The 25,073-nt window shown below is 70.4% G+C and carries 23 protein-coding genes; 10 read left to right on the top strand and 13 right to left on the bottom strand.

The annotated features are described in order from the left end of the window. Positions 1-12: 12 nt before the first annotated feature. On the bottom strand, positions 13-612 hold the full coding sequence (locus AABN02_RS04640; RefSeq protein WP_338413748.1) for a DUF938 domain-containing protein: 600 nt from the start codon (positions 610-612) through the stop codon (positions 13-15). Between the two features lie 150 nt (positions 613-762). Between AABN02_RS04640 and panB the strand changes: the two genes are divergently transcribed. From panB to AABN02_RS04620, 4 genes are read left to right on the top strand one after another with little or no spacing between them, the layout of a single operon-like run. Continuing rightward, positions 763-1,617 (top strand): 3-methyl-2-oxobutanoate hydroxymethyltransferase, encoded by an 855-nt coding sequence (panB, locus tag AABN02_RS04635; protein ID WP_338413747.1) that lies wholly within the window; start codon positions 763-765, stop codon positions 1,615-1,617. A gap of 37 nt (positions 1,618-1,654) precedes the next feature. Next, positions 1,655-2,503 carry a pantoate--beta-alanine ligase gene (gene panC / locus AABN02_RS04630; RefSeq protein WP_338413746.1) on the top strand — a complete coding sequence of 283 codons (849 nt, stop codon included), beginning with the start codon at positions 1,655-1,657 and terminating at the stop codon, positions 2,501-2,503. Positions 2,504-2,510: 7 nt separating this feature from the next. Beyond that, positions 2,511-2,660: a hypothetical protein gene (locus AABN02_RS04625; RefSeq protein WP_338413745.1), complete on the top strand. Its 150-nt coding sequence runs from the start codon at positions 2,511-2,513 to the stop codon at positions 2,658-2,660. A gap of 25 nt (positions 2,661-2,685) precedes the next feature. Continuing rightward, positions 2,686-2,907 (top strand): dienelactone hydrolase family protein, encoded by a 222-nt coding sequence (locus AABN02_RS04620; protein WP_338413744.1) that lies wholly within the window; start codon positions 2,686-2,688, stop codon positions 2,905-2,907. Positions 2,908-3,021: 114 nt separating this feature from the next. On the opposite strand, the gene AABN02_RS04615 is transcribed toward AABN02_RS04620, so the two are convergent. From AABN02_RS04615 to AABN02_RS04605, 3 genes are all read right to left on the bottom strand, one after another. After that, the gene (locus tag AABN02_RS04615) at positions 3,022-5,916 is read right to left on the bottom strand and encodes a UvrD-helicase domain-containing protein (RefSeq protein ID WP_338413743.1); all 2,895 of its coding nucleotides are present in this window, start codon (positions 5,914-5,916) and stop codon (positions 3,022-3,024) included. A gap of 83 nt (positions 5,917-5,999) precedes the next feature. After that, positions 6,000-6,458: a hypothetical protein gene (locus AABN02_RS04610; protein ID WP_338413742.1), complete on the bottom strand. Its 459-nt coding sequence runs from the start codon at positions 6,456-6,458 to the stop codon at positions 6,000-6,002. Between the two features lie 12 nt (positions 6,459-6,470). Then, on the bottom strand, positions 6,471-6,977 hold the full coding sequence (locus AABN02_RS04605; protein ID WP_338413741.1) for a Uma2 family endonuclease: 507 nt from the start codon (positions 6,975-6,977) through the stop codon (positions 6,471-6,473). 138 nt (positions 6,978-7,115) lie between these two features. On the opposite strand from AABN02_RS04605, the gene AABN02_RS04600 reads away from it, so the two are divergent. From AABN02_RS04600 to AABN02_RS04585, 4 genes are all read left to right on the top strand, one after another. Beyond that, positions 7,116-8,762, top strand: a complete 1,647-nt coding sequence (locus AABN02_RS04600) for a CTP synthase (protein WP_338413740.1) — start codon at positions 7,116-7,118, stop codon at positions 8,760-8,762. Next, positions 8,763-9,620 carry a 3-deoxy-8-phosphooctulonate synthase gene (gene kdsA / locus AABN02_RS04595; RefSeq protein WP_338413739.1) on the top strand — a complete coding sequence of 286 codons (858 nt, stop codon included), beginning with the start codon at positions 8,763-8,765 and terminating at the stop codon, positions 9,618-9,620. It begins immediately after the preceding gene. Between the two features lie 119 nt (positions 9,621-9,739). Continuing rightward, positions 9,740-11,023, top strand: a complete 1,284-nt coding sequence (eno, locus tag AABN02_RS04590; protein ID WP_338413738.1) for a phosphopyruvate hydratase — start codon at positions 9,740-9,742, stop codon at positions 11,021-11,023. Between the two features lie 15 nt (positions 11,024-11,038). Then, on the top strand, positions 11,039-11,332 hold the full coding sequence (locus AABN02_RS04585) for a septum formation initiator family protein (RefSeq protein ID WP_338413737.1): 294 nt from the start codon (positions 11,039-11,041) through the stop codon (positions 11,330-11,332). 12 nt (positions 11,333-11,344) lie between these two features. On the opposite strand, the gene glcF is transcribed toward AABN02_RS04585, so the two are convergent. The 9 genes from glcF to AABN02_RS04540 all read right to left on the bottom strand — a co-directional run bounded on the left by glcF (position 11,345) and on the right by AABN02_RS04540 (position 23,683). After that, positions 11,345-12,583 carry a glycolate oxidase subunit GlcF gene (glcF, locus tag AABN02_RS04580; protein ID WP_338413736.1) on the bottom strand — a complete coding sequence of 413 codons (1,239 nt, stop codon included), beginning with the start codon at positions 12,581-12,583 and terminating at the stop codon, positions 11,345-11,347. After that, positions 12,573-13,673: a glycolate oxidase subunit GlcE gene (glcE, locus tag AABN02_RS04575; protein WP_338413735.1), complete on the bottom strand. Its 1,101-nt coding sequence runs from the start codon at positions 13,671-13,673 to the stop codon at positions 12,573-12,575. The genes glcF and glcE overlap by 11 nt, the downstream gene beginning before the upstream one ends. Continuing rightward, positions 13,673-15,175 (bottom strand): FAD-linked oxidase C-terminal domain-containing protein, encoded by a 1,503-nt coding sequence (locus AABN02_RS04570; RefSeq protein ID WP_338413734.1) that lies wholly within the window; start codon positions 15,173-15,175, stop codon positions 13,673-13,675. Before AABN02_RS04570 ends, glcE begins: the two co-directional genes overlap by 1 nt. Positions 15,176-15,282: 107 nt before the next feature. Beyond that, on the bottom strand, positions 15,283-16,311 hold the full coding sequence (locus tag AABN02_RS04565) for a porin (RefSeq protein WP_338413733.1): 1,029 nt from the start codon (positions 16,309-16,311) through the stop codon (positions 15,283-15,285). Between the two features lie 2 nt (positions 16,312-16,313). Further along, positions 16,314-16,643: a JDVT-CTERM system glutamic-type intramembrane protease gene (gene mrtJ, locus AABN02_RS04560; RefSeq protein ID WP_338413732.1), complete on the bottom strand. Its 330-nt coding sequence runs from the start codon at positions 16,641-16,643 to the stop codon at positions 16,314-16,316. Continuing rightward, on the bottom strand, positions 16,630-19,098 hold the full coding sequence (locus AABN02_RS04555; protein WP_338413731.1) for a choice-of-anchor D domain-containing protein: 2,469 nt from the start codon (positions 19,096-19,098) through the stop codon (positions 16,630-16,632). Before AABN02_RS04555 ends, mrtJ begins: the two co-directional genes overlap by 14 nt. Positions 19,099-19,148: 50 nt before the next feature. Then, positions 19,149-20,426: an OmpA family protein gene (locus AABN02_RS04550; RefSeq protein WP_338413730.1), complete on the bottom strand. Its 1,278-nt coding sequence runs from the start codon at positions 20,424-20,426 to the stop codon at positions 19,149-19,151. 37 nt (positions 20,427-20,463) lie between these two features. Further along, positions 20,464-22,686 (bottom strand): hypothetical protein, encoded by a 2,223-nt coding sequence (locus tag AABN02_RS04545; RefSeq protein ID WP_338413729.1) that lies wholly within the window; start codon positions 22,684-22,686, stop codon positions 20,464-20,466. 103 nt (positions 22,687-22,789) lie between these two features. After that, complete coding sequence (locus AABN02_RS04540) at positions 22,790-23,683, bottom strand: LysR substrate-binding domain-containing protein (protein WP_338413728.1); 894 nt, start codon at positions 23,681-23,683, stop codon at positions 22,790-22,792. Positions 23,684-23,757: 74 nt separating this feature from the next. Between AABN02_RS04540 and pnuC the strand changes: the two genes are divergently transcribed. Both pnuC and AABN02_RS04530 read left to right on the top strand, forming a co-directional pair. After that, positions 23,758-24,384, top strand: a complete 627-nt coding sequence (pnuC, locus tag AABN02_RS04535) for a nicotinamide riboside transporter PnuC (protein WP_338413727.1) — start codon at positions 23,758-23,760, stop codon at positions 24,382-24,384. After that, the gene (locus AABN02_RS04530) at positions 24,384-25,022 is read left to right on the top strand and encodes an AAA family ATPase (RefSeq protein WP_338413726.1); all 639 of its coding nucleotides are present in this window, start codon (positions 24,384-24,386) and stop codon (positions 25,020-25,022) included. The genes pnuC and AABN02_RS04530 overlap by 1 nt, the downstream gene beginning before the upstream one ends. Positions 25,023-25,073 lie beyond the last annotated feature (51 nt).

Raw genomic sequence — 25,073 nt, 5'->3', positions numbered from 1 at the left:
GGCCCAGACCGCTCAGGACACGCGTTGCCAGGTCACGAAACGGTTGTTCGCGGGCATCGCCCGGTCCTCGACCAAGGCCAGCCCCGCGGCCCGCGCCAGCGCGTCGACCAGCTCGAACTCGCGCACGCCGCGCTGTGGATCGGAGGCGCGCAGCGAGGCATCGAAGGCGGCGTTGCTGGCGCTGGTGTCCAGACCCAGGTACTTGAACGGGCCGTAGACGATCACCAGACCACCGGGGTTCAGCACCGACACCACGCGCTCGAAGAAGGCCTGCACCTCCGGCCAGCCCATGATGTGCAGCGTGTTGGCGGTGTAGACGGCGTCGTATTGCGTCGTCGGCCAGACCCCGGCGACATCCAGCGCGATCGGTGCGGGCGTGTTCGGCAGCGCGGCGTCCGCCAGCCACAGGCAGATGCCGGGCAGGTGGGCGCGCACATCGGAGGTCTGCCAGCGCAGGTTCTGGAGCGTTGCAGCAAAATGCACGGCATGCTGTCCGGTGCCGCTGCCCACCTCCAGCACTGTGCGTCGATCGGCCAGCAGGGACCGCAACACCGCGAGGATGGGTTCGCGGTTGCGGTCGCAGGCGGGTGCAAAGGGCTTGTCGACGGTCATGGTGAGAACATCGGGCGATGGATGGTCAGTGAATGCCGTTCGGCACGGTCTTGAAGTATCACTGCTGCAGTGCAGCAATGCTGTCTAGAATGCCTCAGACCTCTGCAAAACGGGGGTCTGTACCTGAAAAAAATTCGCCTGGAGACCCAGATGAGCTCTCACGCACAGCCCACCTCGAACCCGAACAGCCGCAAACCCGCCACGCTGCACTCCCTGCGCGCCATGCACGCACGAGGGGAAAAGGTCACCATGCTGACCGCCTACGACGCCACCTTCGCCCGTCTGGCGGACGAAGCCGGCCTCGACACGCTGCTGGTCGGCGACTCGCTGGGCATGTTGCTGCAGGGCCACAGCAGTACCATTCCCGTTTCACTGGATGAAATGGCCTACCACACCCGCTGTGTGGCAAGGGGTCTGCAGGGCGGCGCCGCTTGGCTGGTGTCCGACCTGCCCTTCGGCAGCTACCAGCAGAGTCCGGCGCAGGCGATGGCCTCGGCCGCCGTGCTGATGCAGGCCGGCGCGCAGATGGTCAAGCTCGAAGGCGGCGGCTGGACGGCCGAGATAGTGCGCTTCCTGGTCGACCGCGGCGTGCCGGTGTGCGCCCACCTGGGCCTGACGCCGCAGAGCGTGCACGCGCTGGGCGGCTACCGCGTGCAGGGCCGCGACGCCGACAGCGCCGCGCTGCTGCGCCGCCATGCCAAGGAGCTGGCGGACGCCGGTGCCGCGATGATGGTGCTGGAGCTGATGCCCTCGTCGGTCGCGGCGGACGTGCAGGCCGACAACCCCGGCATGGTCACCATCGGCATCGGCGCCGGCCCGGACACCGCGGGACAGGTGCTGGTGATGCACGACATGCTCGGCGTCACCCGCGGCAAGCTGCCCCGGTTTGTCCGCAACTTCATGACCGAAGGCGGCAGCATCGAGGACGCGCTGCGCCGCTACGTCGCCGCCGTGAAGGACGGCAGCTTCCCCGACCCGGTCGCCCACGCCTACGCCGCGGCCTGAATCCCGGCCTGCGCCTGAACCACGGAACCCCTGCCCCATGCGTGTTCTCCACACCCTCGCCGAGCTGCGCGCTGCGCTGGCCGACACCGCCCGCCCGGCCTTCGTGCCGACGATGGGCAACCTCCACGACGGCCACCTGAGCCTGATCCGGCAGGCGCGCGCGCTGGTCGGACCCGGCGTGCCGGTCGTCGCCAGCATCTTCGTCAACCGGCTGCAGTTCGGCCCGAACGAGGACTTCGACCGCTACCCGCGCACGCTGGCGCGCGACTGCGAGCTGCTCGAAGGCTCCGGCTGCGACCTCGTGTTTGCACCGGACGAGCGCGAGCTGTATCCCGTGCCGCAGACCTTCAAGGTGGTGCCCGACCCGGCGCTGGCCGACCTGCTGGAAGGCCATTTCCGGCCCGGCTTCTTCACGGGCGTGTGCACCGTGGTGATGAAGCTGCTGCAGTGCGTGCAGCCGTCGGTGGCGGTGTTCGGCCGCAAGGACTACCAGCAGCTGATGGTGATCCGGCGCATGGTCGAGCAGTTCGCGATGCCGGTGCGCATCGTCGCAGGCGACACGGCGCGGGCGGACGATGGCCTGGCGCTGTCCTCGCGCAATGGCTACCTGAGCGAGGCGGAGCGCGCCGAGGCGGTGCAGCTCTCGCTCGCGCTGCAGGCGATGCAGGCGGCGATCCAGGCCGGCGAGCGTGACGTGACCGCCATCGAGGCCCGCGCCATGGCCACGATGGCCGCCCGCAACTGGAAACCCGACTACATGACGCTGCGCCGCCGCACCGACCTGCTGGCGCCGACCGACGCGGATCTGGTCGCCGGCACGCCGCTGGTGGCGCTGGCGGCGGCCAAGCTGGGGGCGACGCGCTTGATCGACAACCTCGAGATCTGATCTCCCCATGCGCGCCGACACCTCCGCCTTCACCCCTGCATCGAACAGCCCGGTCCGCACCGCGTGGACCCGCGTCCCCTCGCCCGAAGGCGACTTCGACGCCTGGCTCGCGCTGCCACCCGCAGGTCACGGCCCCGGCCTGCTGGGGCAAGCTTGACCTGGCCGGCAGCATCCAGTGCCCCGTGCAGTTCCACCACGCCGGACACGACGCCAGCATCCCGCCCGAGGCGGTCGCGTCGATCGAAGCAGCGATAGCCGCGGTGCCGGCGGGCGCGCAGGCCGAGTTCCACCAGTACGCCGACGCGCAGCACGGCTTCAACTGCTGGGCCCGCTCGGCGCACCACCCGGCGAGCGCGGCCAGGGCGCTGGGGCGCTCGCTGGACTTTCTGGCGCAGCTGTTTTGAGACGGTGCGCGCGTCAGAACGGCGCGCGCGTCACGCCGACCTTCATGGTCGGCGGGCTGGTCGTGGCGGGACTGGGGCGGCTCGGCCTCGGCTGAACAGGGTGCCCCTTGTCGGCTATCCGAGGACAGAGGCGAACGTCCAGCCACTCAGCCGGTCATCCACCTGCCCGGTCCCCGCATCAACCCAGGACAGGTTGAGCACGTCATAGACCGGTCGCCAGACGATCCGGTCTCCCTCCGCCTCGGCCCCTTCGGGCGCCCGCACACGCAGTTGCATCCGCGGACTGGGAAGGTAGTGACCATTGGTGGTGCGCACCCAGAGCTGGCGCGCCGGCCGGTAGCTGCTGTCGTGCTCGGCGCGGGCCAGCACGCTGCTGACGTAATCGCGCTTGCGCCGCTGGGCCGACCACAGGTGCAGCGGCAGTCGGTCGAGCGTCAGACGCAGGTGGTCGTTGAAGTACCCCCTTCGGTACATGTAGAGAGGTTCAGGCCGCGCCAGCACCCGGGCTCCGAGCGTCTTGAATCCGGCCAGCATCACCGACAGCACCCAGTATTCGGCCTGCTGCGGCACCAGCCGAACCAGCCGCTGCGCCGTCTGCACGTCCAGCGCCGCCGGCATGAGCCGCTCGGCCAGCCCGGCGAGGGCGCGCTCGGCAAACGCGGCGTCCTCGCCCGCTCGGTTCAAGACCATCCACCAGGCGGTGTGCCCGAACTCGTCGCGCTGCTCCAGGTCGGCACCGCGCGCCAGCAACGCATCGACGAGTTCAAGGTTGCCGGCCCGCGCCGCCATCATCAGCGGGGTGGCACCCTCGGGTACCCGGTGGTCAACGCCGTACTGGTCGCACTGGCGCAGCACATCCTTGAACTGGCGACTGGCCCATGGCTGCAGATGGCGTTGGCGCACGAGGTCCGGGCCACGCAGCGTCGGCGAAAACGTCGGGACGGTGGTGAGGATCGCCTCGACCGGGCGGTGCTGGCCGTGCCACAGGGCGTAGTCGTAGAGCGCGTTGCGCTGCTTGGACGACGGGTATTTCGGATCGACCACCTTGGGCAGCAACTCCCGCGCCCAGGCCTCGGACCAGGGTGTCCACGGCGGGGTTGGGCGCTTCAGGAAGGCCTCGCGGATCGCCTGCGCCTGCTCCTGCTTGCCCTGCAGCTCCAGGCGCCGCGCTTCCTGTGCCCATTCCTCCTTCGACGACGTGGCCACCGCGCCCGTCATGGCCGCCTCGCCCGGCTTCAGGTCGAGCAATTGCAGCAGCGGATGCCCGGTGTCCTGCTCGACCAGCGTCAGCGTCTCGACCGCCCGGGTCAGCGCGACGTAGAAGGCATTGACGTAGAACTTGTACAGCTCCAGCGACTTGTCGGCCTTGTCGCGGGCGCGGCGGTAGGCGAGGTCCTCGGTCAGCAGGTCGGCCGGGGTCACGCCGTCGCAGATGTCGGCGTAGGCGGCGCGCTGGTCGGAGACGAGGCGGTAGAGGATGACGTGCGGGTACTCCAGCCCCTTGGCCTCGTGGACGCTGAAGACCAGCGGCGTGTGCAGCACCTGCCGGGCGGCGGCCTTGTCCTCGTCGCGCAGCACGATGACGGCGTGGCGGGCGGAGGCGCGGGTGCGGGTGTCGAGGTCGCGCAGCAGGCTGTCCTTTGTCGGCAGGAGTCGCACCGATCCTTCTTCGCTCGTCGCCGGCCGGACCAGAAAATTGCTCTCGCGGTCGATCGAGCCGAAGCGGGCGTGCTTGACCTTGAGCACCGCGTTGGCGAGCTGCGTCACGGCGCGGGTGTTGCGGAAGTTGGCCTGCAGCACCGACAGATCCTGGCGCTGCGCGGCGGCTCCGGCCAGTCCATGCCAGAACAGCGAGCGCACGGCGGCCCACGAGAAAAAGTTCGGATGCACGATCTGGTTCGAGTCGCCGCACAGCAGGAACTGCCCCGGCGCCTTCAGCAGCGCCAGCACCAGCGCGAGCTGCACGGGGGTCAGGTCCTGCACCTCGTCGATGAGCACGAAGTCGTAGGTGGGGGTGGCCAGCGCGTGCCACGCGTGCGCGACGAGGTTGAGATCGAACTGGCCGGTCTCGCGCAGCCAGTCGCGGTACTTGCCGAACAGGCCATGCACGGCGTCGCGGGCGTCGGGGCCGAACAGCGACTGACGCGGGCCGAGCGCGCGGTAGGCGTCGAGCGTCAGCGGCCCGCCGACGGCGCTGCCGATGACGCCGCGGAATTCCTCGAACAGGGCATGGGCATCGGCGTCACCGAGCGTGGTGCGCAGGGCCTGGCGGTGGCGCTGCACCCAGGTGGCAAACGCCGGGTAGCTCACCTCGCGCCCATCCGGCACGCGCAGGGTTTCCAGCAACTCGCGGTAGCTGAGGAACTCCGGCTCCTGGTGCGGGTTCTCGTAGCCGTGGCTGGCGTAGAGGGCGCGGGCCGACTGGGCAAGGTAGGCCGAGTGCGTCACGTACAACACCGACCCGGTCGCCTCGCGCAGCTTCGACAGCGTCACCGCCGTCTTGCCCGATCCCGCCGAGCCGACCACCACGACCGGGCACGGCAGGCGCCGCACGGCCTCCTGGGTGTCGTCGAAGAAGATCGGCTTGTCGAGCAGCTCGAAGGTCGGGCCGGCCGCCGCCTTGGTCGCAGGCGTAGCCGCACCGGGCAGCCAGCGCAGCGGCACGACCTCGCCCGCGGGCAGCGTGGCGGGATCGGCGGGCGGCGGCTCGGCGTCGAGCTTGGCCTCATCGACCACGGCGCCGCGCAGGAAGCGCGATTTGTCGTAGGCGTGGTTCTCGATGACCTCCAGCGCCAGACAGACCGTCTCGTCCCCCCGCCGGGCGAACTGCAGCAGCAGGCGGTTGCTGTCGTCGAGCCGGGCGCGCCAGTACGGGGCCGGACCGGAACCCGCCGCGAGCTTGCGGATCTGGGCGGAGCGGAAATCGCCGGATTCGATCGCCTTGCGGAACTTGTCGAAGGCAGGCCGCACGCGGCGCAGGTTCAGGTCTTGGTAGGTCAGGACGCGCATGGGGCGGGATCGTAGCGGGATCGCGATGTGGGCTGACGGCCGAAGCCCCCTCCCAGCCTCCCCCGCTGGGGGAGGAGGAACACCTACTGCCGCACCAGCTTGGCCGGACGGCCGTTGGCGAAGATGCCTTCTAGGATGGTTTCGTCGATGCGCTTCAGGGTGAGCGAGAAGACCGGGCAGCCGGTGATGTGCCGGGCGCCGTCCACGCTGACGGCGTACTGGTCGCCGGGCTGCGGCCGGACCTCCAGCGGGAATGGGCGGCCGAAGCATGGCCCGGCGCGTTTGGCGTTGGCGGCCGGGGCGGTGTAGGTCCAGGTGCCGGCGAAGTCCTTGATCTCCACGTCGATCAGCAGCTCGGCGCCGGAGGTGGCGGAGGTGGTGGTGCCGGTCCAGCGGCCGTCCAGGGACGCAGGGGTTTGCGCGTGGACGGTGCAAGCGAGCAGGCTGAGGGCGACGGCGAGGGGGCGCGTGATCGTGAGCATGTGCAGGGCGGTGGTGGTGGTGCGGTGGGCTGATGGTTCATGGTCGGCTCTGTTGGCCACACAGCGCTAATCCTATGGCGTATCCGGCCTCGTCACCCCAGCGAACACATCCTCCAGCGCCACCTCGCACCCGATGCTCGCCAGCCGCAGCACCGCCCCATCGCTCATGTCATCAAGCAGCCACCCCGCCTCGGTGAGCCGGAACGCCTCGACCCGGCGCGTCTCGGGGTCGATCAGCACGTATTCCTTCAGGCTCGCCAGCCGGCGGTAGAGCGCGAATTTCAGGCCACGGTCGTAGTGCCCGGTGCTCGGCGACAGCACCTCGATGATGAGCGTCGGCGCGACAAACACCCGCTCGGTCGTCAGGTCACGCGGATCGCAGGTGACGAACACGTCCGGGTAGCAGAGGTTCTGCTCGATCTGGAGCTGCATCGACTCGGCGTACACCTCGCAGCGCGTGCCGTCCAGCGCATTGCCCAGATGGCGGCTCAGGTTCATCACGACCCGCCCGTGCGTGCGCAGGCTGCGTTCGTCAAGTGGCTGTTCCATGGCGTCCACCCAGTTGGCGAGGATTTGCATGCGGCGACGGCAAAGATTGTGGCACCCGCCCCCCGTCCCTCGCCGACCTATAATCTCGTTTTACCACCACGGCCCTCCTGAAAGTTGCTCGCCCGGCGCCCATTCGCCCGCAGCACCGTCAAGGGAGGGCCGCTCCACATGACCAAGTTCGTCTTCGTCACCGGCGGTGTCGTGTCCTCCCTGGGCAAAGGCATCGCCGCCGCTTCTCTGGCCGCCATTCTCGAATCGCGCGGCCTGAAGGTCACCCTCATCAAGCTGGATCCGTACCTCAACGTCGATCCGGGCACGATGTCGCCGTTCCAGCACGGTGAGGTCTTCGTCACCGACGATGGCGCGGAAACCGACCTCGACCTGGGCCACTACGAGCGCTTCATCACGACGCGCATGCGGAAGTCCAACAACTTCACCAGCGGCCAGATCTACACCTCGGTGCTGGAGAAGGAACGCCGCGGCGACTACCTCGGCAAGACGGTGCAGGTCATCCCGCACGTCACCAACGAGATCCAGGACTATGTGCGCCGCGGCGCCGGTGTCGGCACGCCCGACGCCGTGGACGTGGCGATCGTGGAAATCGGCGGCACGGTCGGTGACATCGAATCGCTGCCCTTCCTCGAAGCCGTCCGCCAGATGGCGCTGAAGCTCGGCCCGACGAACTCCGCGTTTGTCCACCTGACCTATGTGCCGTGGATCGCCGCCGCTGGCGAGCTGAAGACCAAGCCGACCCAGCACACGGTGCAGAAGATGCGCGAGATCGGCATCCAGCCCGACGCGCTGCTCTGCCGCGCCGACCGCCCGATCCCGGACGAAGAGCGCGAGAAGATCTCCCTGTTCACCAACGTCGCGCTGCACGGCGTGATCTCGGTCTGGGACGCGGACACGATCTACAAGGTGCCACGCATGCTCCACGAGCAGGGCCTGGACGAGATGATCTGCATGAAGTTCCAGCTCCTGACCAAGCCGGCCAACCTCTCGCGCTGGGACCGGCTGGTCAAGGAAGTCGCCAACCCGAAGGGCGAGGTCACGATCGCGATGGCCGGCAAGTACACCGAGCTGTCGGACTCGTACAAGTCGCTCAACGAGGCGCTGCGCCACGCTGGCATCCACCACCACGTCAAGGTCAACATCGAGTATGTCGACTCCGAGACGCTGACGCCCGCAGCCGCCGACCAGCTGGCGAAGTACGACGCGATCCTCGTGCCCGGCGGCTTCGGCAAGCGCGGCATCGAGGGCAAGATCGTCGCGGCGCAGTACGCCCGCGAGCACGGCATCCCCTACCTGGGCATCTGCCTGGGGATGCAGGTCGCCACCATCGAGTACGCGCGCCACATGGCCGGCCTGACCGATGCCAATTCGACCGAATTCGACCCCGACACCCGGCACCCGGTCATCGCCCTGATCGACGAATGGCAGGACGCCGACGGCTCGATCCAGAAGCGCGACGCCAACTCCGACCTCGGCGGCACGATGCGCCTGGGCGCGCAGAGTTCGGACGTCAAGCCCGGCACCATCGCGCACGGCATCTACGGCGACGTCGTGACAGAGCGCCACCGCCACCGCTATGAGGCCAACGAGAAGTACCTCGGCGCGTTGCAGAACGCCGGCCTCGTCATCTCCGCGATCACCCAGCGCGAGAAGCTCACCGAGATGGTCGAGCTGCCGCAGTCGGTGCACCCGTGGTACGTGGGTGTGCAGTTCCACCCCGAGTTCAAGTCCACCCCGTGGGACGGCCACCCGCTGTTCATCGGTTATATCGACGCAGCCCTCAAGCACAAGGCAGGTCAGTAAATGCAGCTCTGCGGCTTCGACGTCGGCCTGGACCGACCGTTTTTCCTGATCGCCGGCACCTGTTCGATCGAGGGGCTGGAGATGTCCATCGACGTGGCAGGCCAACTGCAGGAAGCCTGCACCGCGCTGGGCATCCCGCTGATCTACAAGGGCTCCTTCGACAAGGCCAACCGCTCGTCCGGCACCAGCCAGCGCGGCGTGGGCATGGACGCGGGTCTGAAGATCCTCGACGAAGTGCGCCGCCAGACGGGTCTGCCCGTGCTGACTGACGTGCACGACGCCGCGCAGATCGCCGAAGTCGCCAGCGTGGTGGACGTGCTGCAGACGCCGGCGTTTCTCTGCCGCCAGACCGATTTCATCCGCGCCGTCGCCCAGAGCGGCAAGCCGGTGAACATCAAGAAGGGCCAGTTCCTCGCGCCCTGGGACATGAAGAACGTCATCGACAAGGCCCGCGCTGCCGCGAAGGAAGCCGGCCTGTCGGAAGACCTGTTCCTGGCCTGCGAGCGCGGCGTCAGCTTCGGCTACAACAACCTCGTGGCCGACATGACCAGCCTGGCCGAGATGCGCAACACCGGCGCGCCGGTGGTGTTCGACGTGACCCACTCGGTGCAGAAACCGGGCGGGCTGGGCAACGTCAGTGGCGGCGCACGCGAGATGGTGCCGGTGCTGGCACGGGCGGGTGTCGGCGTGGGCGTGGCGGGGCTGTTCATGGAAACACATCCGAACCCGGCCAAGGCCTGGAGCGACGGCCCGAACGCGGTGCCGCTGCGCCACATGCGTGCGCTGCTGGAGCAACTGGTGGCCCTTGACCGGGTGGTCAAGTCGCAACCTTTGCTCGAAAACGATTTTTCGTGTTGAGCCCTGCTTCAGGCTGGGGATTTAGGATCACGGGTTGCGTCGGATTGTTCAGCGCGGGTAACGGCCGGAAGGCACCATCCGCACACCACCGACCAGGAATTTGAAACAGGAGTGAAGCAATGAGCGCCATCGTAGACATCGTCGGCCGAGAGATCCTCGATAGCCGCGGCAACCCCACCGTCGAATGCGACGTGCTGCTGGAAAGCGGCGTCATGGGCCGTGCGGCCGTGCCGAGCGGCGCGTCCACCGGTTCGCGTGAAGCCATCGAGCTGCGCGACGGCGACAAGAGCCGTTACCTGGGCAAGGGCGTGCTGAACGCGGTCCAGAACATCAACACCGAGATCTCGGAAGCCGTGCTGGGCCTCGACGCCGCAGAACAAGCCTTCCTCGACAAGACCCTGATCGACCTCGACGGCACCGACAACAAGTCGCGCCTGGGTGCCAACGCGATGCTGGCCGTGTCGATGGCCGTCGCCCGCGCTGCCGCGGAAGAGTCCGGTCTGCCCCTGTACCGCTACTTCGGCGGCATGGGTGGTGTGCAGCTGCCGGTGCCGATGATGAACGTCATCAACGGCGGCGCCCACGCCAACAACAACCTCGACCTGCAAGAGCTGATGATCATCCCGGTCGGTGCCCCCACCTTCCGCGAAGCCGTCCGCTGGGGCGCCGAGGTGTTCCACGCGCTGAAGAAGATCATCCACGACAAGGGCATGAGCACCGCCGTGGGCGACGAAGGTGGTTTCGCCCCGAGCGTGCCGAACCACGAAGCCGCCATCCAGATGATCCTGGACGCCATCGAGAAGGCCGGCTACCGCGCGGGCGACCAGATCGCGCTCGGCCTGGACTGCGCCGCCAGCGAGTTCTACAAGGACGGCAAGTACCACCTCGAAGGCGAAGGCCTGGTGCTGACGGCCGAAGCCTGGACCGACATCCTGGCCACCTGGTGCGACAAGTACCCGATCATCTCGATCGAGGACGGCATGGCCGAAGGCGACTGGGCCGGCTGGAAGGTGCTGACCGACCGCCTGGGCAAGAACGTGCAGATCGTCGGTGACGACCTGTTCGTGACCAACACCAAGATCCTGAAGGAAGGCATCGACAAGGGCATCGCCAACTCGATCCTGATCAAGATCAACCAGATCGGCACCCTGTCGGAAACCTTCGCCGCCATCGAGATGGCCAAGCGCGCGGGCTACACGGCGGTCATCTCGCACCGCTCGGGTGAAACCGAAGACTCGACGATCGCCGACATCGCCGTGGGTCTCAACGCCGGCCAGATCAAGACCGGTTCGATGAGCCGCAGCGACCGCATCGCCAAGTACAACCAGCTCCTGCGCATCGAAGAGGACCTGGGCGAGATCGCCGTCTACCCGGGCCGCGCCGCGTTCTACAACCTGCGCTGATCCACCGGGCTGGGCATGACGACCTCGCGCGTCATCACCGCGCTGCTGCTGGCCCTGCTGGGGCTGGTGCACGCCACCCTCTGGTTTGGCAGCAGCGGCACGCCGCGCGTGCGGGAGCTGTCGGCGCAGGTCGCCGATCAGCAGACCCGCAATGCCGCGGCGCGTGTGCGCAACGACCAGTTGCAGGCCGAGCTGAAGGACCTCAAGGAAGGTCTGGCCATCATCGAGGAAAGTGCCCGCCTCGAGCTGGGCATGGTCAAGCCGGACGAGATCCTCGTGCAGTACCCGCAAGCCCCGCGGGCGAACTGACCCCCGCGGCGCTCACCCTCTCCCGAGCGCCGCGTCCACCACCTCCACCCAGTGCCGCACCGGCGTCGCGCAGCCGCCTTGCAGGTGCGTGATGCAGCCGATGTTGGCCGAGACGATCGTGTCCGGCTGCAGTGCGCTCAGGTGCGCCAGCTTGCGTTCGCGCAGCTGCTGCGACAGCACGGGCTGCAGCACCGAGTAGGTGCCCGCCGAGCCGCAGCACAGGTGGCTCTCGTCGGGCAGCGCCACCGTGAAGCCCAGTTGCCGCAAACCCTCCTCCAGCCCGCCCTTGAGCTGCTGGCCGTGCTGCAGCGTGCACGGCGGGTGCAGCGCCAGTTGGCCGGCCTGCGCCGCAGCGGCGAGCTTCGGCTGGAGGACCGGCACCAGCATCGGCAGCAGCTCGCTCAGGTCGCGGGTCACGGCGCTGATGCGCGCGGCCTTTTCGGCATAGGCCGGATCGCCCGCGAGGTGGTGGCCGTACTCCTTCACCGTCACGCCGCAGCCGGACGCGTTCATCACGATCGCCTCGACCGCTCCGCCCTCGACCAGCGGCCACCACGCGTCGATGTTGCGCCGCATGTCCGCCAGCCCGCCGCCCTGGTCGCCCAGGTGCGCCCGGATCGCGCCGCAGCAGCCAGCGCCCGGCGCGACAACCGCCTCGATGCCCGCCGCGTCGAGCACACGCGCCGTCGCTGCGTTGATGTTCGGGCTCATCGCCGGCTGCACGCAACCCGCCAGCATCAGCATCCGCCTCGCGTGTGACCGCGTCGGCGTGCCGCGCGGATCGGCGACTACCCGCTCGGGCACCTTGGCTTTCAGCGCCGCCGGCAGCAGCGGGCGCAGCGCCTGCCCGAGCGCCATCGCCGGCGCGAACAGCGGCGAGGTCAGCCCCTCCTTGAGCAGCCAGCGGGTCGCCTGCTCCAGCGGCGGGCGCTCGACGCGCGCGTCCACCAGGCGCCGCCCGATGTCGACCAGCTCGCCGTACGGCACACCCGAGGGACAGGTCGATTCGCAGTTGCGGCAGGTCAGGCAGCGGTCCAGGTGGAGCTGGGTCTCGCGCGTGGCCGGCTCGCCTTCGAGGAACTCCTTCATCAGGTAGATGCGGCCGCGCGGGCCGTCCAGCTCGTCGCCGAGGAGCTGGTAGGTCGGGCAGGTCGCGGTGCAGAAGCCGCAGTGCACGCACTTGCGCAGGATGGCCTGCGCGGCCTCGCCATCGGCAGTGCCGGCGAATTCGGGGGAGAGTTCAGTGTGCATGGGGGTGGCCGTGACCTTGGGGGTCGAACAGTCCGTGGGGATCGAAGGCAGCGCGGACCTGCCGGTTCAGCCGGGCCAGCACCGGCGACAGCGGCGCGGTGCGCGGCTCGCCCGGTGCTGCGCCGACATGGCACTCGGCATGGCCACCCGCCTGCGCGGCCGTTGTGTGCACGGCGCCGGCCGGCTCGTCGCTCAGCAGCCAGCGCTGGCCGCCGTGCCACTCGATCAGCCACTGGCCGCGCAGCCGCAGCATCGGCGCGTGTGGCGCCACCGACAGGCGCCACAGCCGCTGCCCCGCCGGCAGGCCCTGCGCGGCAAACGCCCACAGCGCGTGCGTGCGGTCGCGCAGGCCGTCCCACAGCGGCTGGGCCTGCGCCTCGGCCACGGTCTCGCCGCCGAGGCTGCGCTGTGCCGCGTCCACCGCCGCCTGCGCGCCGCTCAGGCGCAGCAGCAGCACGCCCTCGTGCCACACGCTCGCGTTCAGCGGCAGCGGCTGGCGCGACCACGTGGTGAGCTTCGCCAGCGCTTCCGGCGCACTCAGCGCAAACCGCAGCGTCGCCACCGCGATCGGCCGCGGCAGCACCTTCAGCGAGACGTCGCACAGCACGCCCAGCGTCCCCCACGACCCGGCCAGCAGCCGCGACACGTCGTAGCCGGCGACGTTTTTCATCACCTGCCCGCCGAAGCTCAGCAGCTCGCCTTTGCCGTTGAGCATCGTCGCGCCCAGCACGAAGTCGCGCACGCTGCCCACCGACGCCCGCGCCGGCCCGGCCAGCCCAGCAGCCACCATGCCGCCCACCGTGCCGCGACCACCCAGCCGCGGCGGCTCGAAGGCCAGAAACTGGCCCTGCTCCGCCAGCGCCGCCTCCAGCGTGGCCAGCGGCGTGCCGGCGCGCACGGTCACGACCAGCTCGGTCGGCTCGTAGGCGCTGATGCCGGTCAGGGGTGTCACGTCCAGCGTCCGTGCATCGGCCCGCGCCGGATCGGGGCGCCAGGCGGCCTTGCTGCCGTGGCCACGGATGTCCAGCGGCGTGCGGGTGGCGGTCGCGTCGAGGATCTGCGCGCGCAGTGTCTGCAGTGCGTCGTCCATCAGAAACGCTCCAGTTCGGGGAACGGCAGCAGGCCGCGGCTGACGTGCATCTTTCCGTACTCGGCGCAGCGCTGCAGCGTCGGGATCACCTTGCCGGGGTTGAGCAGGCCGGCCGGGTCGAACGCGGCCTTCAGCGCCAGCATCTGCGCGCGCTCCTCGGGCGAGAACTGCACGCACATCGAGTTCAGCTTCTCCACGCCGACGCCGTGTTCGCCAGTGACCGTGCCGCCCAGACGCACGCTGGTCTCCAGGATGTCGGCGCCGAACAGCTCGCAGCGGTGGAGCTGGTCCGGGTCGTTGGCATCGAACAGGATCAGCGGGTGCAGGTTGCCATCACCCGCGTGGAAGACGTTGCAGCAGCCCAGGCCGTACTTCTGCTCCATCGCCTCGATGGCGCGCAGGATCTCGGCCAGGCGCTTGCGCGGGATGGTCGAGTCCATGCACATGTAATCCGGGCTGATGCGGCCCGACGCCGGGAAGGCGTTCTTGCGGCCCGACCAGAACTTCAGCCGCTGCGCCTCGTCCCGGCTCACCGCCAGCCGGCTCGCGCCACAGCGCTGCAGCACGCTGGTCATGCGGCCGATTTCCTCCTCGACCTCCTCGGGTGTGCCGTCGCTCTCGCAGAGCAGGATGGCCGCCGCCTCCAGGTCGTAGCCGGCGTGGACATAGTCCTCCACCGCCGCCGTCATGCGCTTGTCCATCATCTCCAGCCCGGCGGGGATGATGCCGGCGGCGATCACCGCGGCCACCGCGTCGCCCGCGGCTTCCACGGTGTCGAAGCTGGCCATGATGCAGCGGGCGAGCTTGGGCTTCGGCACCAGCTTGACCGTGACCTCGGTCGTCACCGCCAGCATCCCCTCGCTGCCGATGAGCACGCTCAGCAGGTCCAGCCCGGGTGCGTCGAACGCCTCGCCGCCGAAGGTCACCGGCTCGCCCTCGGCGGTGTAGCCCTTCACGGCCAGCACGTTGTGCAGCGTCAGGCCGTATTTGAGGCAATGCACGCCGCCCGAGTTCTCCGCCACGTTGCCGCCGATGGTGCAGGCGATCTGGCTCGACGGATCCGGCGCGTAGTAGAGGCCGAACTTCGCGGCGGCCTCGCTGATCGCCAGGTTGCGCACGCCGCATTGCACGACCGCGAGGCCTGCGTCCGCGTCCAGCCGCAGGATCTTGTTGAACTTGGCCAGCGACAGCGTGACACCTTCGCGGTGCGGCATGGCGCCACCCGACAGGCCGGTGCCAGCGCCGCGCGCGACCACCGGCACACCCATCGCGTGACAGATGCGCAGGATCTCGGCGACCTGCGCGTCGGTCTCGGGCAGCGCCACCAGCAGCGGGCGCTCGCGGTAGGCGGTCAGGCCGTCGCACTCGTAGGGCGTGACATCGGCGCGGCGCGACAGCAGCGCGTGCGCCGGCAGCACCGTGCGCAGGCGGGCCAGCACGGCGGCCTGGCGGGCGTCGCGGGCGGCCTCGTCCAGGCGGGGTTCGGGGGTCTGGGTCGACACGGCGGGGTCTCCTCACCCGGGGCGGGTGCACTGCCGTGGATCCTGGCGGAACGGACCGGTGTCCGCGTGAGAGTTGTTGTGCGGGGGCGTGAGCGATTTTCAATCGTTCAATAGCGCATCCGCACCCCCGTCGCCAGGGTCAGCCCGGTCGCCTGCCGGCGCACCTGGTCGCGCATCAGGACGGCGTAGACGTCGGTCTGCTTCGAGAGGTCGTAGTCGTAGCCCAGGCTGAACGTCTGGTGCTTGCGATCGATCGCCGGACCGTCGGCCAGGGTCTGCGCGAATTGCAGCATCACATTGCCCGCGCCCAGCGGCACCAGCGCGCCGACGCTGACGATGCGGCTCTTCACGTCGAAGCTGCGGTCGTCGGTGCGGGTGTACTGCGCCAGCAGCTTGCCCAGCCCGGCGTTGTAGACGCCGGCGATCTGCCAGATCCGCTCGTCGGTGCCCAGCGGCTGGCGCTCGTCGTGGCGGGTGCGCTGCAGGTTGAGCGCGACGGTGGCCAGGCCGCGGGCGTAGACCAGGCTCAGGCCGGTGTTGGCGTGGCGGCCGATGCGGTCCTCGCCCGCGTGCACGACCTTGACCGTCAGCCCGCCCCAGTTCGGCGAGGTCCAGCCGATGGCGCGGTCCCAGTACAGGTCGCCCTGCGCGCCGCCGAGCGGGCCGCTCAGGAAGGTGTGGCGCAGCGCGGGCGAGAAGCCGGGTGACGGGCCGAAAGCGTTGAAGCGGCCAGTGGCCTCGAACAGCGGCGTGCTGAAGCGGCCGAGCTTGAGCGTGCCGTAGCGGGCATTGGCGATCGAGAGGCTGGACTCGCGGGACCAGAACGGATCGAGGTCGTTGCGGCCCTGCTCGCCGGTGTTGACGCGCAGGAAGGATTCGAGCGTGAAGCCGACCGACCAGCCCTCGTCGAGCAGCTCGCGCCCGGTGATGCCGAAGCGGCTGGTCGCCATCTGGCCGCTGCGCACGGCGTTGTCCACCAGACCGCCGCTGGCCTGGAAGCGGCCGACCGAGGCGTCGAGGACGCCGTAGAGGTTCAGCGTGAACTGGGCCTGGGCGGGCGGTGCCACCGCCAGTCCGGCCACGAGCATCAGCCCTGCGAGCAGCACCCGCCACACCGCGCGAATCGGGGACACCATGGTCAGCCTCCTTGTCCTTGCCACCAGGGCAGCGCCAGCAGCCACGCCCCGTTCATCGCCGCATGCAGCGCGATGCAGGGACCGACCTGCCGCGTGCGGGCGTACACCACCCCGAGCAGCACACCGGGCAGCACGGTCGCCAGCGCCAGGCCCGCCGACCGCGTCGCCAGATGCGCCAGACCGAAGGCCAGCGCCGACAGCGCCACCGCCAGACCCGCGCGCCAGCCGCGCCGCAGCAGGCCTTCCAGCAGCCCGGCGCGGAACACCAGCTCCTCCGTCACCGGCGCCAGCACCAGCAGCAAGGCCCAGCGCGGCAGATCAGCGGCGAGCATCGCGCCCTCCCCGGCGGCGCCGACGCGCCACCAGCACCCCGAGTGCACCGACCGACAGCAGCGCCAGCAGCGGGTCGACGCCCCCTTCCGAGCGCACACCCGAGGCGATCGAGCAGCCACCGCCGGAGTCGGGCGGCGGGTCGGTGCCGCGGCCAGAGAGCGTGACCTGCAGCGGCTGGGCGAGGCCGGCGGCGGCGATGGACAGGGTGCCGGCCACTGCGGTGGCGCGGTCCGGGGCGAGTGCCAACCGCAGCGTGCAGGACTGGCCCGGCACCAGCGCGAACGACAACGGCAACGGCAACGGCGCCACCGGACAGGAGCCGCCCACCCGCACGAACGGCCCGTCGAGCGCCACCGCGGTGACCTGCAGCGCGCCACTGCCGCTGCTGGACAGCAGCACTTCCTGCGGCGCCGACTGCGCGCCCACTGCCGTGTCGGCAAAGGCGAGCGCCGTGGTGGACAGCGTCGCAGCGGGCGCCGGACCGGCCAGCCCGGTGCCCGTCAGCACCAGACGCGGCGGCAGGGTGCCGGTCGAGGCGAGCTGCACCTCGGCAGACTGCAAGCCGGCCAGCGTGGGCATGAAACGGACGTCGACCTGGCAGGTCACCCCTTCCAGCAGCACCAGCCCCGGCGTGCAGGTGCCGCCGACCGAAAACGCGGCCGGCTGGGCGCCGATCGCATTGAGGATCTGCAGCATGACACCCCCCGGCCCCTGGTTGCGCACCGTGGCCGACTGCACTGGCGACACCGTGCCCGCCGACACGTCTCCGAAGGCCAGCGTCGTCGCCACCGGCGACCAGACCAGCACCGGCAGCGCCGCGGCCACACCCCGCCCGGTCAGCGAGACGGTGTGCGGCGAGCCGGCCGCGTCGCTGTTCAGGGTCAGCGCGCCGGTGGAGGTGGCACCGGCGGCGGTCGGCGCGAAGGCGACATCGACGGTGCAGTCGGCGCCAGCGGCCAGCGCGGCGCCGCAGGTGGTCGCCGCGCGGCTGAAGCCGGCGCCGGACACGGTCAGCCCGGCAATCGCCATCGCTGCGGTGCCGCTGTTGCGCAAACTCACGCTGCGCGGCGCGTACAGGCCACCGACGCTCTGGGGGCCGAAGTCGACCAGGGCGCTGGAGAAGGTCACCGCGGGGGCCGGCACGGGAACCCCCGTGCCCGCGAGCGTGACGACCGCGTTGCCGTTGCTGGCGTTGGAGTTGATCGCCAGTGCCGCACTGCGTGCACCGAGTGCTGCGGGCTGGAAGGTGACGGACACAGTGCACGGGGCCCCGACGGCCAGCGGCGTGCCGACCACACAGGTGCCGCCAAGGCTGAAGTCGCCAAGGGCTGTGCCGGAGACGGACAGCGCCGACAGCGTCAGCGGCGCCGTGCCGCTGTTGGTCAGCTGGAGTGACTGGGCTGTGCTGGCCGTGCCCAGCGTCTGGCTGGCAAACGTCAGCGCGGTTGCATTGAGCTGGATCGCTGGGGCCGGGGCTGGTGTCGCCGTGCCGACGAGCGCGATCGACCCGGGGCTGCCGCTGGCGTTGTGGGTGACGGGCAGCGTGGCGTTGCGGCTGCCCGCCGCCGCCGGGGCGAAGCGCACCAGCAGCGTGCAGCTGGTGGAAGGCAGGACCGGCCCGCCGCTGCAGGTGCTGGCCGCATCGACACTGAACTCGGCCGCCTGGGCACCGGTCGGCGCGCCGAAGGACAGGGTCAGGTTGGCGTTGCCGGTGTTCGTGAGGCTCGTGCTGGTGGTGAACGGCGTGCCAACGACTGCCGTGGCCGAGAGGCTGGCCGGCAGGCTGAGCTGCGGCGCCAGCACGATGGCGGTGCCCTGCAGCGCGACCGTGCGCGCGGGCGGCACCGGATCGGCCGCGGCGCCGGACAGGCTGAGGTGAAAGGTGGCAGTGCGCGTGCCCGCCGCGGTCGGCGCGTAGCGGATGGACAGCGTCGTCGAGCCTTGCGCCGGCACCGTGCCGGGACAGCCGCCGCCGACCTGGAAGTCGCCCGGGTTCGTGCCGCTCAGGCTGCAGGTGTAGCCCAGCGCCTTGCCGCGCTCATTGCTGATGACGATGTCCTGCAAGCCGGGGGCGACGGCACCGACCGCCGTCAGCGGGAAGGCCGGCATCGAGGAGGTCACCGTGGCATCACGAACGCGGACGAGGTATGCGCGCACGGCGTTCAGATCGGCCACCGAGTAGGCCCCGGCAATGCCCGCCCCCATCGACACATTCGCGGTGATGGCCGAACGCAGCGCCGATTCCGACACCAGCGCCGCCGCGTTCTGGACAATCTTGCCGTAGGTCGCGCTGTCGGAGGGCAGGTCGGGCGGCGTGCCGTGGCAGGCCGCGCACGAGGTGCCCGGCGTCGTCGTCGTGGACCAGGCTGCTGGTGCGGCAGCCGTGGCCATCGCAGGCAGTGCCGCCAGCACCAGCCCCGCCGCCCACCCTCTCCAGCCCGTCGTCCTGTCCATGTCCGCTCCCTGAACCAGATCGCCCTGCCTGCCCTGCCCGCCCTGCCCGCTCAGCCGCACTCCACCACCTTGAACTCCACCCGCCGATCCAGCGCATCCCGCTGGTCATCGGTCCCGATGCCGATCAGCGCCTCGCGCGAGCCCACGCCGTCCGAGCTGAGCCGCGCCGCGAGCCGCCGGTTCTTCTGCACGAGCAGCTTTTCCACCGCCTGTGCCCGCTGGCGTGACAGCACCTCGTTGGCGCTGGCCAGCCCGGTGCGGCTGCTGTGGCCGACGATGCGGACGCAGGCATTGGCCGCGCCGACCTGCGTGGCCAGCGCCTCCATCCAGACGGTGTACTGGTTGGCCAGATCCGCGGCGGTCAGGAAGCTGGTGCGCCCCGGCTGGAACAGGATCTTCATCGGCAGGCGCTTGGCGTCGAGCCCGACATCGACGATCTGGCGGAACGCCGTCTCCGCCCGGTCGCGCTGGCCCAGGCGCCAGCTCGTCAGGTACAGCCCGTTGAGCACGCGCAGATCCCCCGGATCGGCGAGCCCCGCCGCCTCGCCATACAGCCGGTTCGCCTCCGGCACCTTGCCGGCCCCATAGGCCAGCACCGCCTCGTTGAGCACCGCCTCGGCCGGCAGCCGCGCGAGGTAGTCGGGGTCGGCCGGATCGCCGAGGCGGGTGTTGACCTGGCAGGAGTTGATGTAGGCGGCCACGGTCTTGTCACGGTGCCAGGTCGGGCTGTCGCGGTAGAAGGGCAGCGGCTCGGCGTTGACGCTGTCGGGCGTGGCGCGGTCGAGCTTCTTGGCCACGACCCGGCCACTGCGCAGGTCGATCAGCGTGAGCCAGATGCGGTAGGCATCGGGCGCGGTGTCCACGGCCGGCTTCGTGTTGACGGGCGTGAGCGTGCCGATGAGCAGCAGCGGTTTGCGCGCCAGCGTCTCGCGGGTGAGCGGGCGCAGGGTCCAGCCCGGCTGCTGGCGGCGCAGGCTGGCGGCGAGGTCGGCGCCCATCTGCTCCGTGCCGGTGGTGCGCGCGCCGGTCCCGGCGTCGATCAGCGGGTCGATGACGATCTCGCGGGCCTCGGCGCCAAGCGAGGCGCTGGCCTGCGTGAACAGCCCGCCACCGGCCCGGTCGACCGCCGCCGTGAAGGGGATCGGCTCGGGCGGCGTCTCGTTGGCGCGGACACGGTCACTGGCGGCCGGGCTGACCGGGGGCGCACCCACCGGCGTGGCAGCTCCGCGGACCGGCTCGACCTGACCGCACGCAGCCAGCGCGCACGCCGCAGCCAGCACCGCGACACGAAGGACATCCAGGGCAAGGCGACGGGACAGGCAGGTCATCGGGGAACTCCAGGTTCCAGGCATTGATCGAGGCCGTTCAGCGGCGCGGGTAGACCGGGTCATCCGCAGCGCCGACACAGCCCAGGAAACGCTGCATCAGGGCCGCCAGCGTTGGATCCGCCTGGGCGCGGCGCATCAGGTTGTCGTGGGTGATGAGCGCATTGGCCATCGAGCTGCTGCGCTCCAGATTCGGGCCGCCCCCGCAGACATGGCTGCGGCCGAGCAGCGCCGCCGGCTGGCTGTCCCAGTCGAAGCTGTCGCGCATCGCGGCGTGGCAGGTGCGGCAGGAGGTGCCGATGACGCGGCGGTAGAACTCCGCCGCCTCGGGCGGCTGACCGGCGGCGACCGTCCAGGCAGGAGGCACATAGGCCTTGTCGAGCTGCGTGCCACCGGACGCATACCAGCCCTGCACCAGCGCGGCCGTGGCCTTCGCCGGCTGGGTGGCGACCACCAGTTCGTTGAGGCGCTTGAGCGCGGCGCCCTGCACCGGCTCGGTCAGGTCGAGCACGCTGGAGAACAGGTAGTTGCCGGTGTCGAAAGGCAGGAAGTTCGACCCCAGGTTCGGCGACGGGTTGCCGAGCGCCGGGAACCGCCCGGCGTACTGCGCGCCGCCGTGGCAGGCCACGCAGGCGCCGGGCATGAACTTCTCGCCGCGGCCGTCGAGGTTGACCGACAGCAGCAGGCGCCCGTCCGGCCCGAAGGTGAGGAACTTCGTGTAGGGCCGGTCGCCGTTGGTGCCCGGCGTGACCGACCAGTCCATCGCGACGCAGGCGATCTGGCGCTCGTCGGCCAGCGCGGTGGCGATGACCTCGTCCACCTCGGACCCCGTGGGCGCCGCCGCACTCGGGCCGGGGTGATTGCAGACGTAGAAGGCGACATCGTTGGCCGCCGACTGCGTGGCGACCATGCGTCGCACGAGGTTGAGGTCGATGCGGTTGATGTAGGTGGCACGCACCTCGGCATTGCCGGCGGTGTAGGGGGCCAGGTGGCGGGCGCGCTTCCAGTCGTCGAAGGAAATCGCGTCGGTCGGCTGGCCCTGCGCGTCGCAGTCGGCTGCAGCGCCGATGGCGCGGTAGTAGCGGCAGGCGCTCTGGCGCGTGTCCAGGCCCTTGTAGGTCAGGAAGCGGTCCGGGCCGGGCAGCGCGTTCGACGCGGCATCGGTTTCCGGGACGACCATCTGGCCGCGCACATTGCCGTCCGGGCCGGTGGCGATGACGCGGGTGATGGCCGGTGCGTGGTTGGCCAGCGTGTACGAGCGCTCGACCGGTCGCCCGGCGGCGTAGCCTGCGGCGTCGGCCGGCACTGGCAGCCGCGCCTCGTCCCGGCCGCAGCGCACTTGCAGCGTCAGCGCCTCGTGCACGCCCACGGGGGCATCCAGCGCGTAGTCCCCGTAGGCGTTGACCCGCAGCGGCCGGGTCACCGCCGAGCCATCGGCGCGCAGCAGCTGCACGGTCGCCGCGTCCTCGATGCCCGCGAAGCCGTCGCGCCAGCCGCAGACCCGGCCGTCCGCCAGCGCGATGTGGCCGTGCAGCCGCAGGTTCTGCGCCGCGCTGAGGTCGAGGGCATGGGTGTTGACCATCGGGGATTCAACACCGACCGGCAGCGTGCCGCAGGCCCGCTTCACGAGATCGTGGGCTGCCGTGCAGCTCAGATCGTAGGTGCCTGCAGCGAGTTTTGGCAGCGCCGCCTGACCGCGCCAGTCGGTGGTGGCGCTGGCGCGCACGGCCGGATCCGCCTGTTGCACGGCCTCGACCAGCACGTCGGGCCGGTAGACGGTGCGGGTGGCTGCGGGCGCGGCGCTGCCGACGGGTGGCTGGAACTCCGGGGATCCGGCATCGACCGTGACGCGGGCCGTGGCGCCGGTGGTGTCGGGCACGGCGGGTGCCGTGAACTGGCGGGCAGCGGGTGTCGGGGCCGGGATCTGCAGCGCGTCGGTGGCCACGGCGTACTGCTGCACCGTGTGGCCGCCGCGGCCATCGGTGACGGTGACGTAGGCGAAATGCACGCCGGGGCCGTCGGGCATGGTCCAGACGACCTGCGGCGCATCGGCGTTCTGGATGGTGCCGGCGGTGACGCGCCACTGGTAGTGCAGGGTGTCGCCATCCGGGTCGGCCGCCGCTGCGCTCAGGTAGGTGCGGGTCGGGCCGCCGGGCGAGCCGCTGCCGCCATCACCTCCCCCGCAGGACGCCAGCACCAGCACGAGCGTACTGAGCAGCGCCAGTGCCACCACACCCCCCATGCCCCAAGCTGGCCGGTCCATGCTGCTGACCTCCCCGTCCGCTGCGTTGCCTGAAATCAGACTAACGAGCCAGGTCGATCAGATCAACCGCCCCTCGGGGCGCATGTGACTTTCGGCCACGCACTCAACTGCCCAGGGCCTGCCGCAGCCAGTCCGCGAACGCCGCGCACTCCCAGCGCTCCATCGCCCCCGGCTGCCAGCACAAGTGGTGGTGTTGCGGCGAAGCCACCGCCCGCGGCGACAGGCGCACCAGCCGCCCGCTGTCCAGCCAGGCCGCGCCCAGCCGCCGCCGCAACAGCGTCACGCCGAAACCGCAGGCCGCGGCGTCCAGCATCAGCCCGACGTCGTTGAACTGCGCCCCTTGTCGCGGCTCCGGCAGGTCCAGCCCGCAGGCGCGGAACCAGGTGCTCCACGGCTCCAGCGGGCTGCGGATCAGGCGCACGCGGCCGATGTCGCCGGCAGTGTCGAAGGTGCCGAGCGGGCCGACCTCGTGCAGGTACTGCGGGCTGCAGGCCGGAAAAACCTCGTCGCTCAGCAGGCGCACCTGCTCGACATCCGCGTAGGGGCCGGGGCCGTAGCGGATCTCCAGGTCGGCCTCCTCGGAGGTGACGTTGGTGAAGGGAATCACCACCTGCAGCACCAGCTCGATCTCCGGCCACGCCTGGCGGAACAGCGCCAGCCGCGGCAGCAGGATCTCGCGCGAGAAGGTCGGCGTCACCGCCACGCGCAAGGGCGTGCTGCGCCGCTCGACCACCGCGCCGGGCACCTGCTGCAGCGCCAGCAGCCCTTCGCGCACCCGGGCCAGGTAGGTCGCGCCTTCCGGCGTCAGGCTGAAATCCGCGCGGGCGAAGAGCTTCACGCCGAGCTGGGATTCGAGCTGGCGCAGGCGGTGGCTGACGGCGCTGGGCGTGACGCTGAGTTCGTCCGCGGTGCGCGTGACACTGCGCAGCCGGGCCAGCGATTCGAAGGCGGCGAGGCAGTGGATCGGCGGGATTCGGCGGATGGCATCGGGGTGCATGGCGTGCCATGATCGTCGATTGGTCACACTCTGACACCCCCGGCCCGTCCGGACTGCCGCGAAAGACTCCGCCGATGGACGCCATCACCGCCGCCCTGCAACCCATCCTCATTCCCGCGTTCACGCTGTGGGACGCGCCCTTCACCTGGCTGGAGCTGATCGCCTTCGTGCTGTCGATCGCGATGGTCTTCGCCAACATGCGCGTGCGGCCGGTCGCATGGCCGCTGGCGATCGTGGCCTCGCTGCTCTACTTCGGGCTGTTCTGGAGTGGCAAGCTCTACGGCGACGCCTCGCTGCAGATCTTCTTCGCCGTCGTTGGCGCCTGGGGCTGGTGGCAATGGCTGCGCGGCAGCGACGACGGCGCCCCGCTGGTGGTGCGCCACCTGAGCGCGGCGCAGCGGCTGCCGGTGGTGGCCGCGGGCTTCGTGCTGTGGCCGGCGATCGGCTGGTTCCTGGACCACTACACCGACACCGACGTGCCCTACTGGGACGCCTTCCCCACCGCCTTCAGCCTCGTCGGCCAGTGGCTGCTGGGCCGCAAGTACGTCGAGAACTGGCCGACGTGGATCGTGGTCAACGTCGTCAGCGTCACGCTGTTCGCCTACAAGGGCTACTACCTGACCGTGCTGCTGTACGCGATCTTCATCGTGCTGTCGGTGGTGGGTTGGAAGGCCTGGCGGACGCAGGTGAGCCACCCCTGATGGCGGCGCGGATCATCGCGCTGGTCGGGGCCGAAAGCACGGGCAAGTCCACCCTGGCCCGGCAACTGGCCGACGCGCTGCGCGCCGACGGGCTGGTCGTGGCGGAGATCGACGAGACCCTGCGCACATTCTGCGACGCGCGTGGCCGCACGCCCCGGCAGGACGAGCAGGCCGCCATCGCCGCCGAGCAGACCCGCCGCATCGCCGCCGCGCGCGACGCCCGGCTGCTGCCGGTCGACGTGGTGGTGGCCGACACGACGGCGATCATGACCGCGGTCTACAGCGAACTCGTGTTCGGCGACACCACGCTCTACCCGCAGGCGCTGGCCGACCACCGCCAGGCCGACCTCACGCTGCTGATGGCGCTCGACCTGCCCTGGGTTGCCGACGGCCTGCAGCGCGACGGGCCGCAGGTGCAGCAACCGGTCGATGCGCTGCTGCGCGGGGCGCTGCTGGGGGCGGGCATCGGCTTCTCGGTGGTCAGCGGACAGGGGCCGCAGCGGCTGGCCAATGCCCGTGCGGCGTGGGCCGCCGCACAGCGCCAGACCTCCGCACAGCCCCGCGCATCCGGCGGCTGGCGGCACCACTGCGGACGCTGCGGCGACCCGTTCTGCGAACAGCATCTTTTTTCACGCTGACCCGGCAGGCGTGCCCGACCTACGGGAACGGCCCGCAGATCCCCATGGCAG

The organism is uncultured Sphaerotilus sp. (genome assembly GCF_963924895.1).
GTDB lineage: Bacteria > Pseudomonadota > Gammaproteobacteria > Burkholderiales > Burkholderiaceae_C > Sphaerotilus.
The sequence above is the reverse complement of the archived record's forward strand: the minus strand, read 5'-3'. Positions and strand labels throughout refer to the sequence as shown.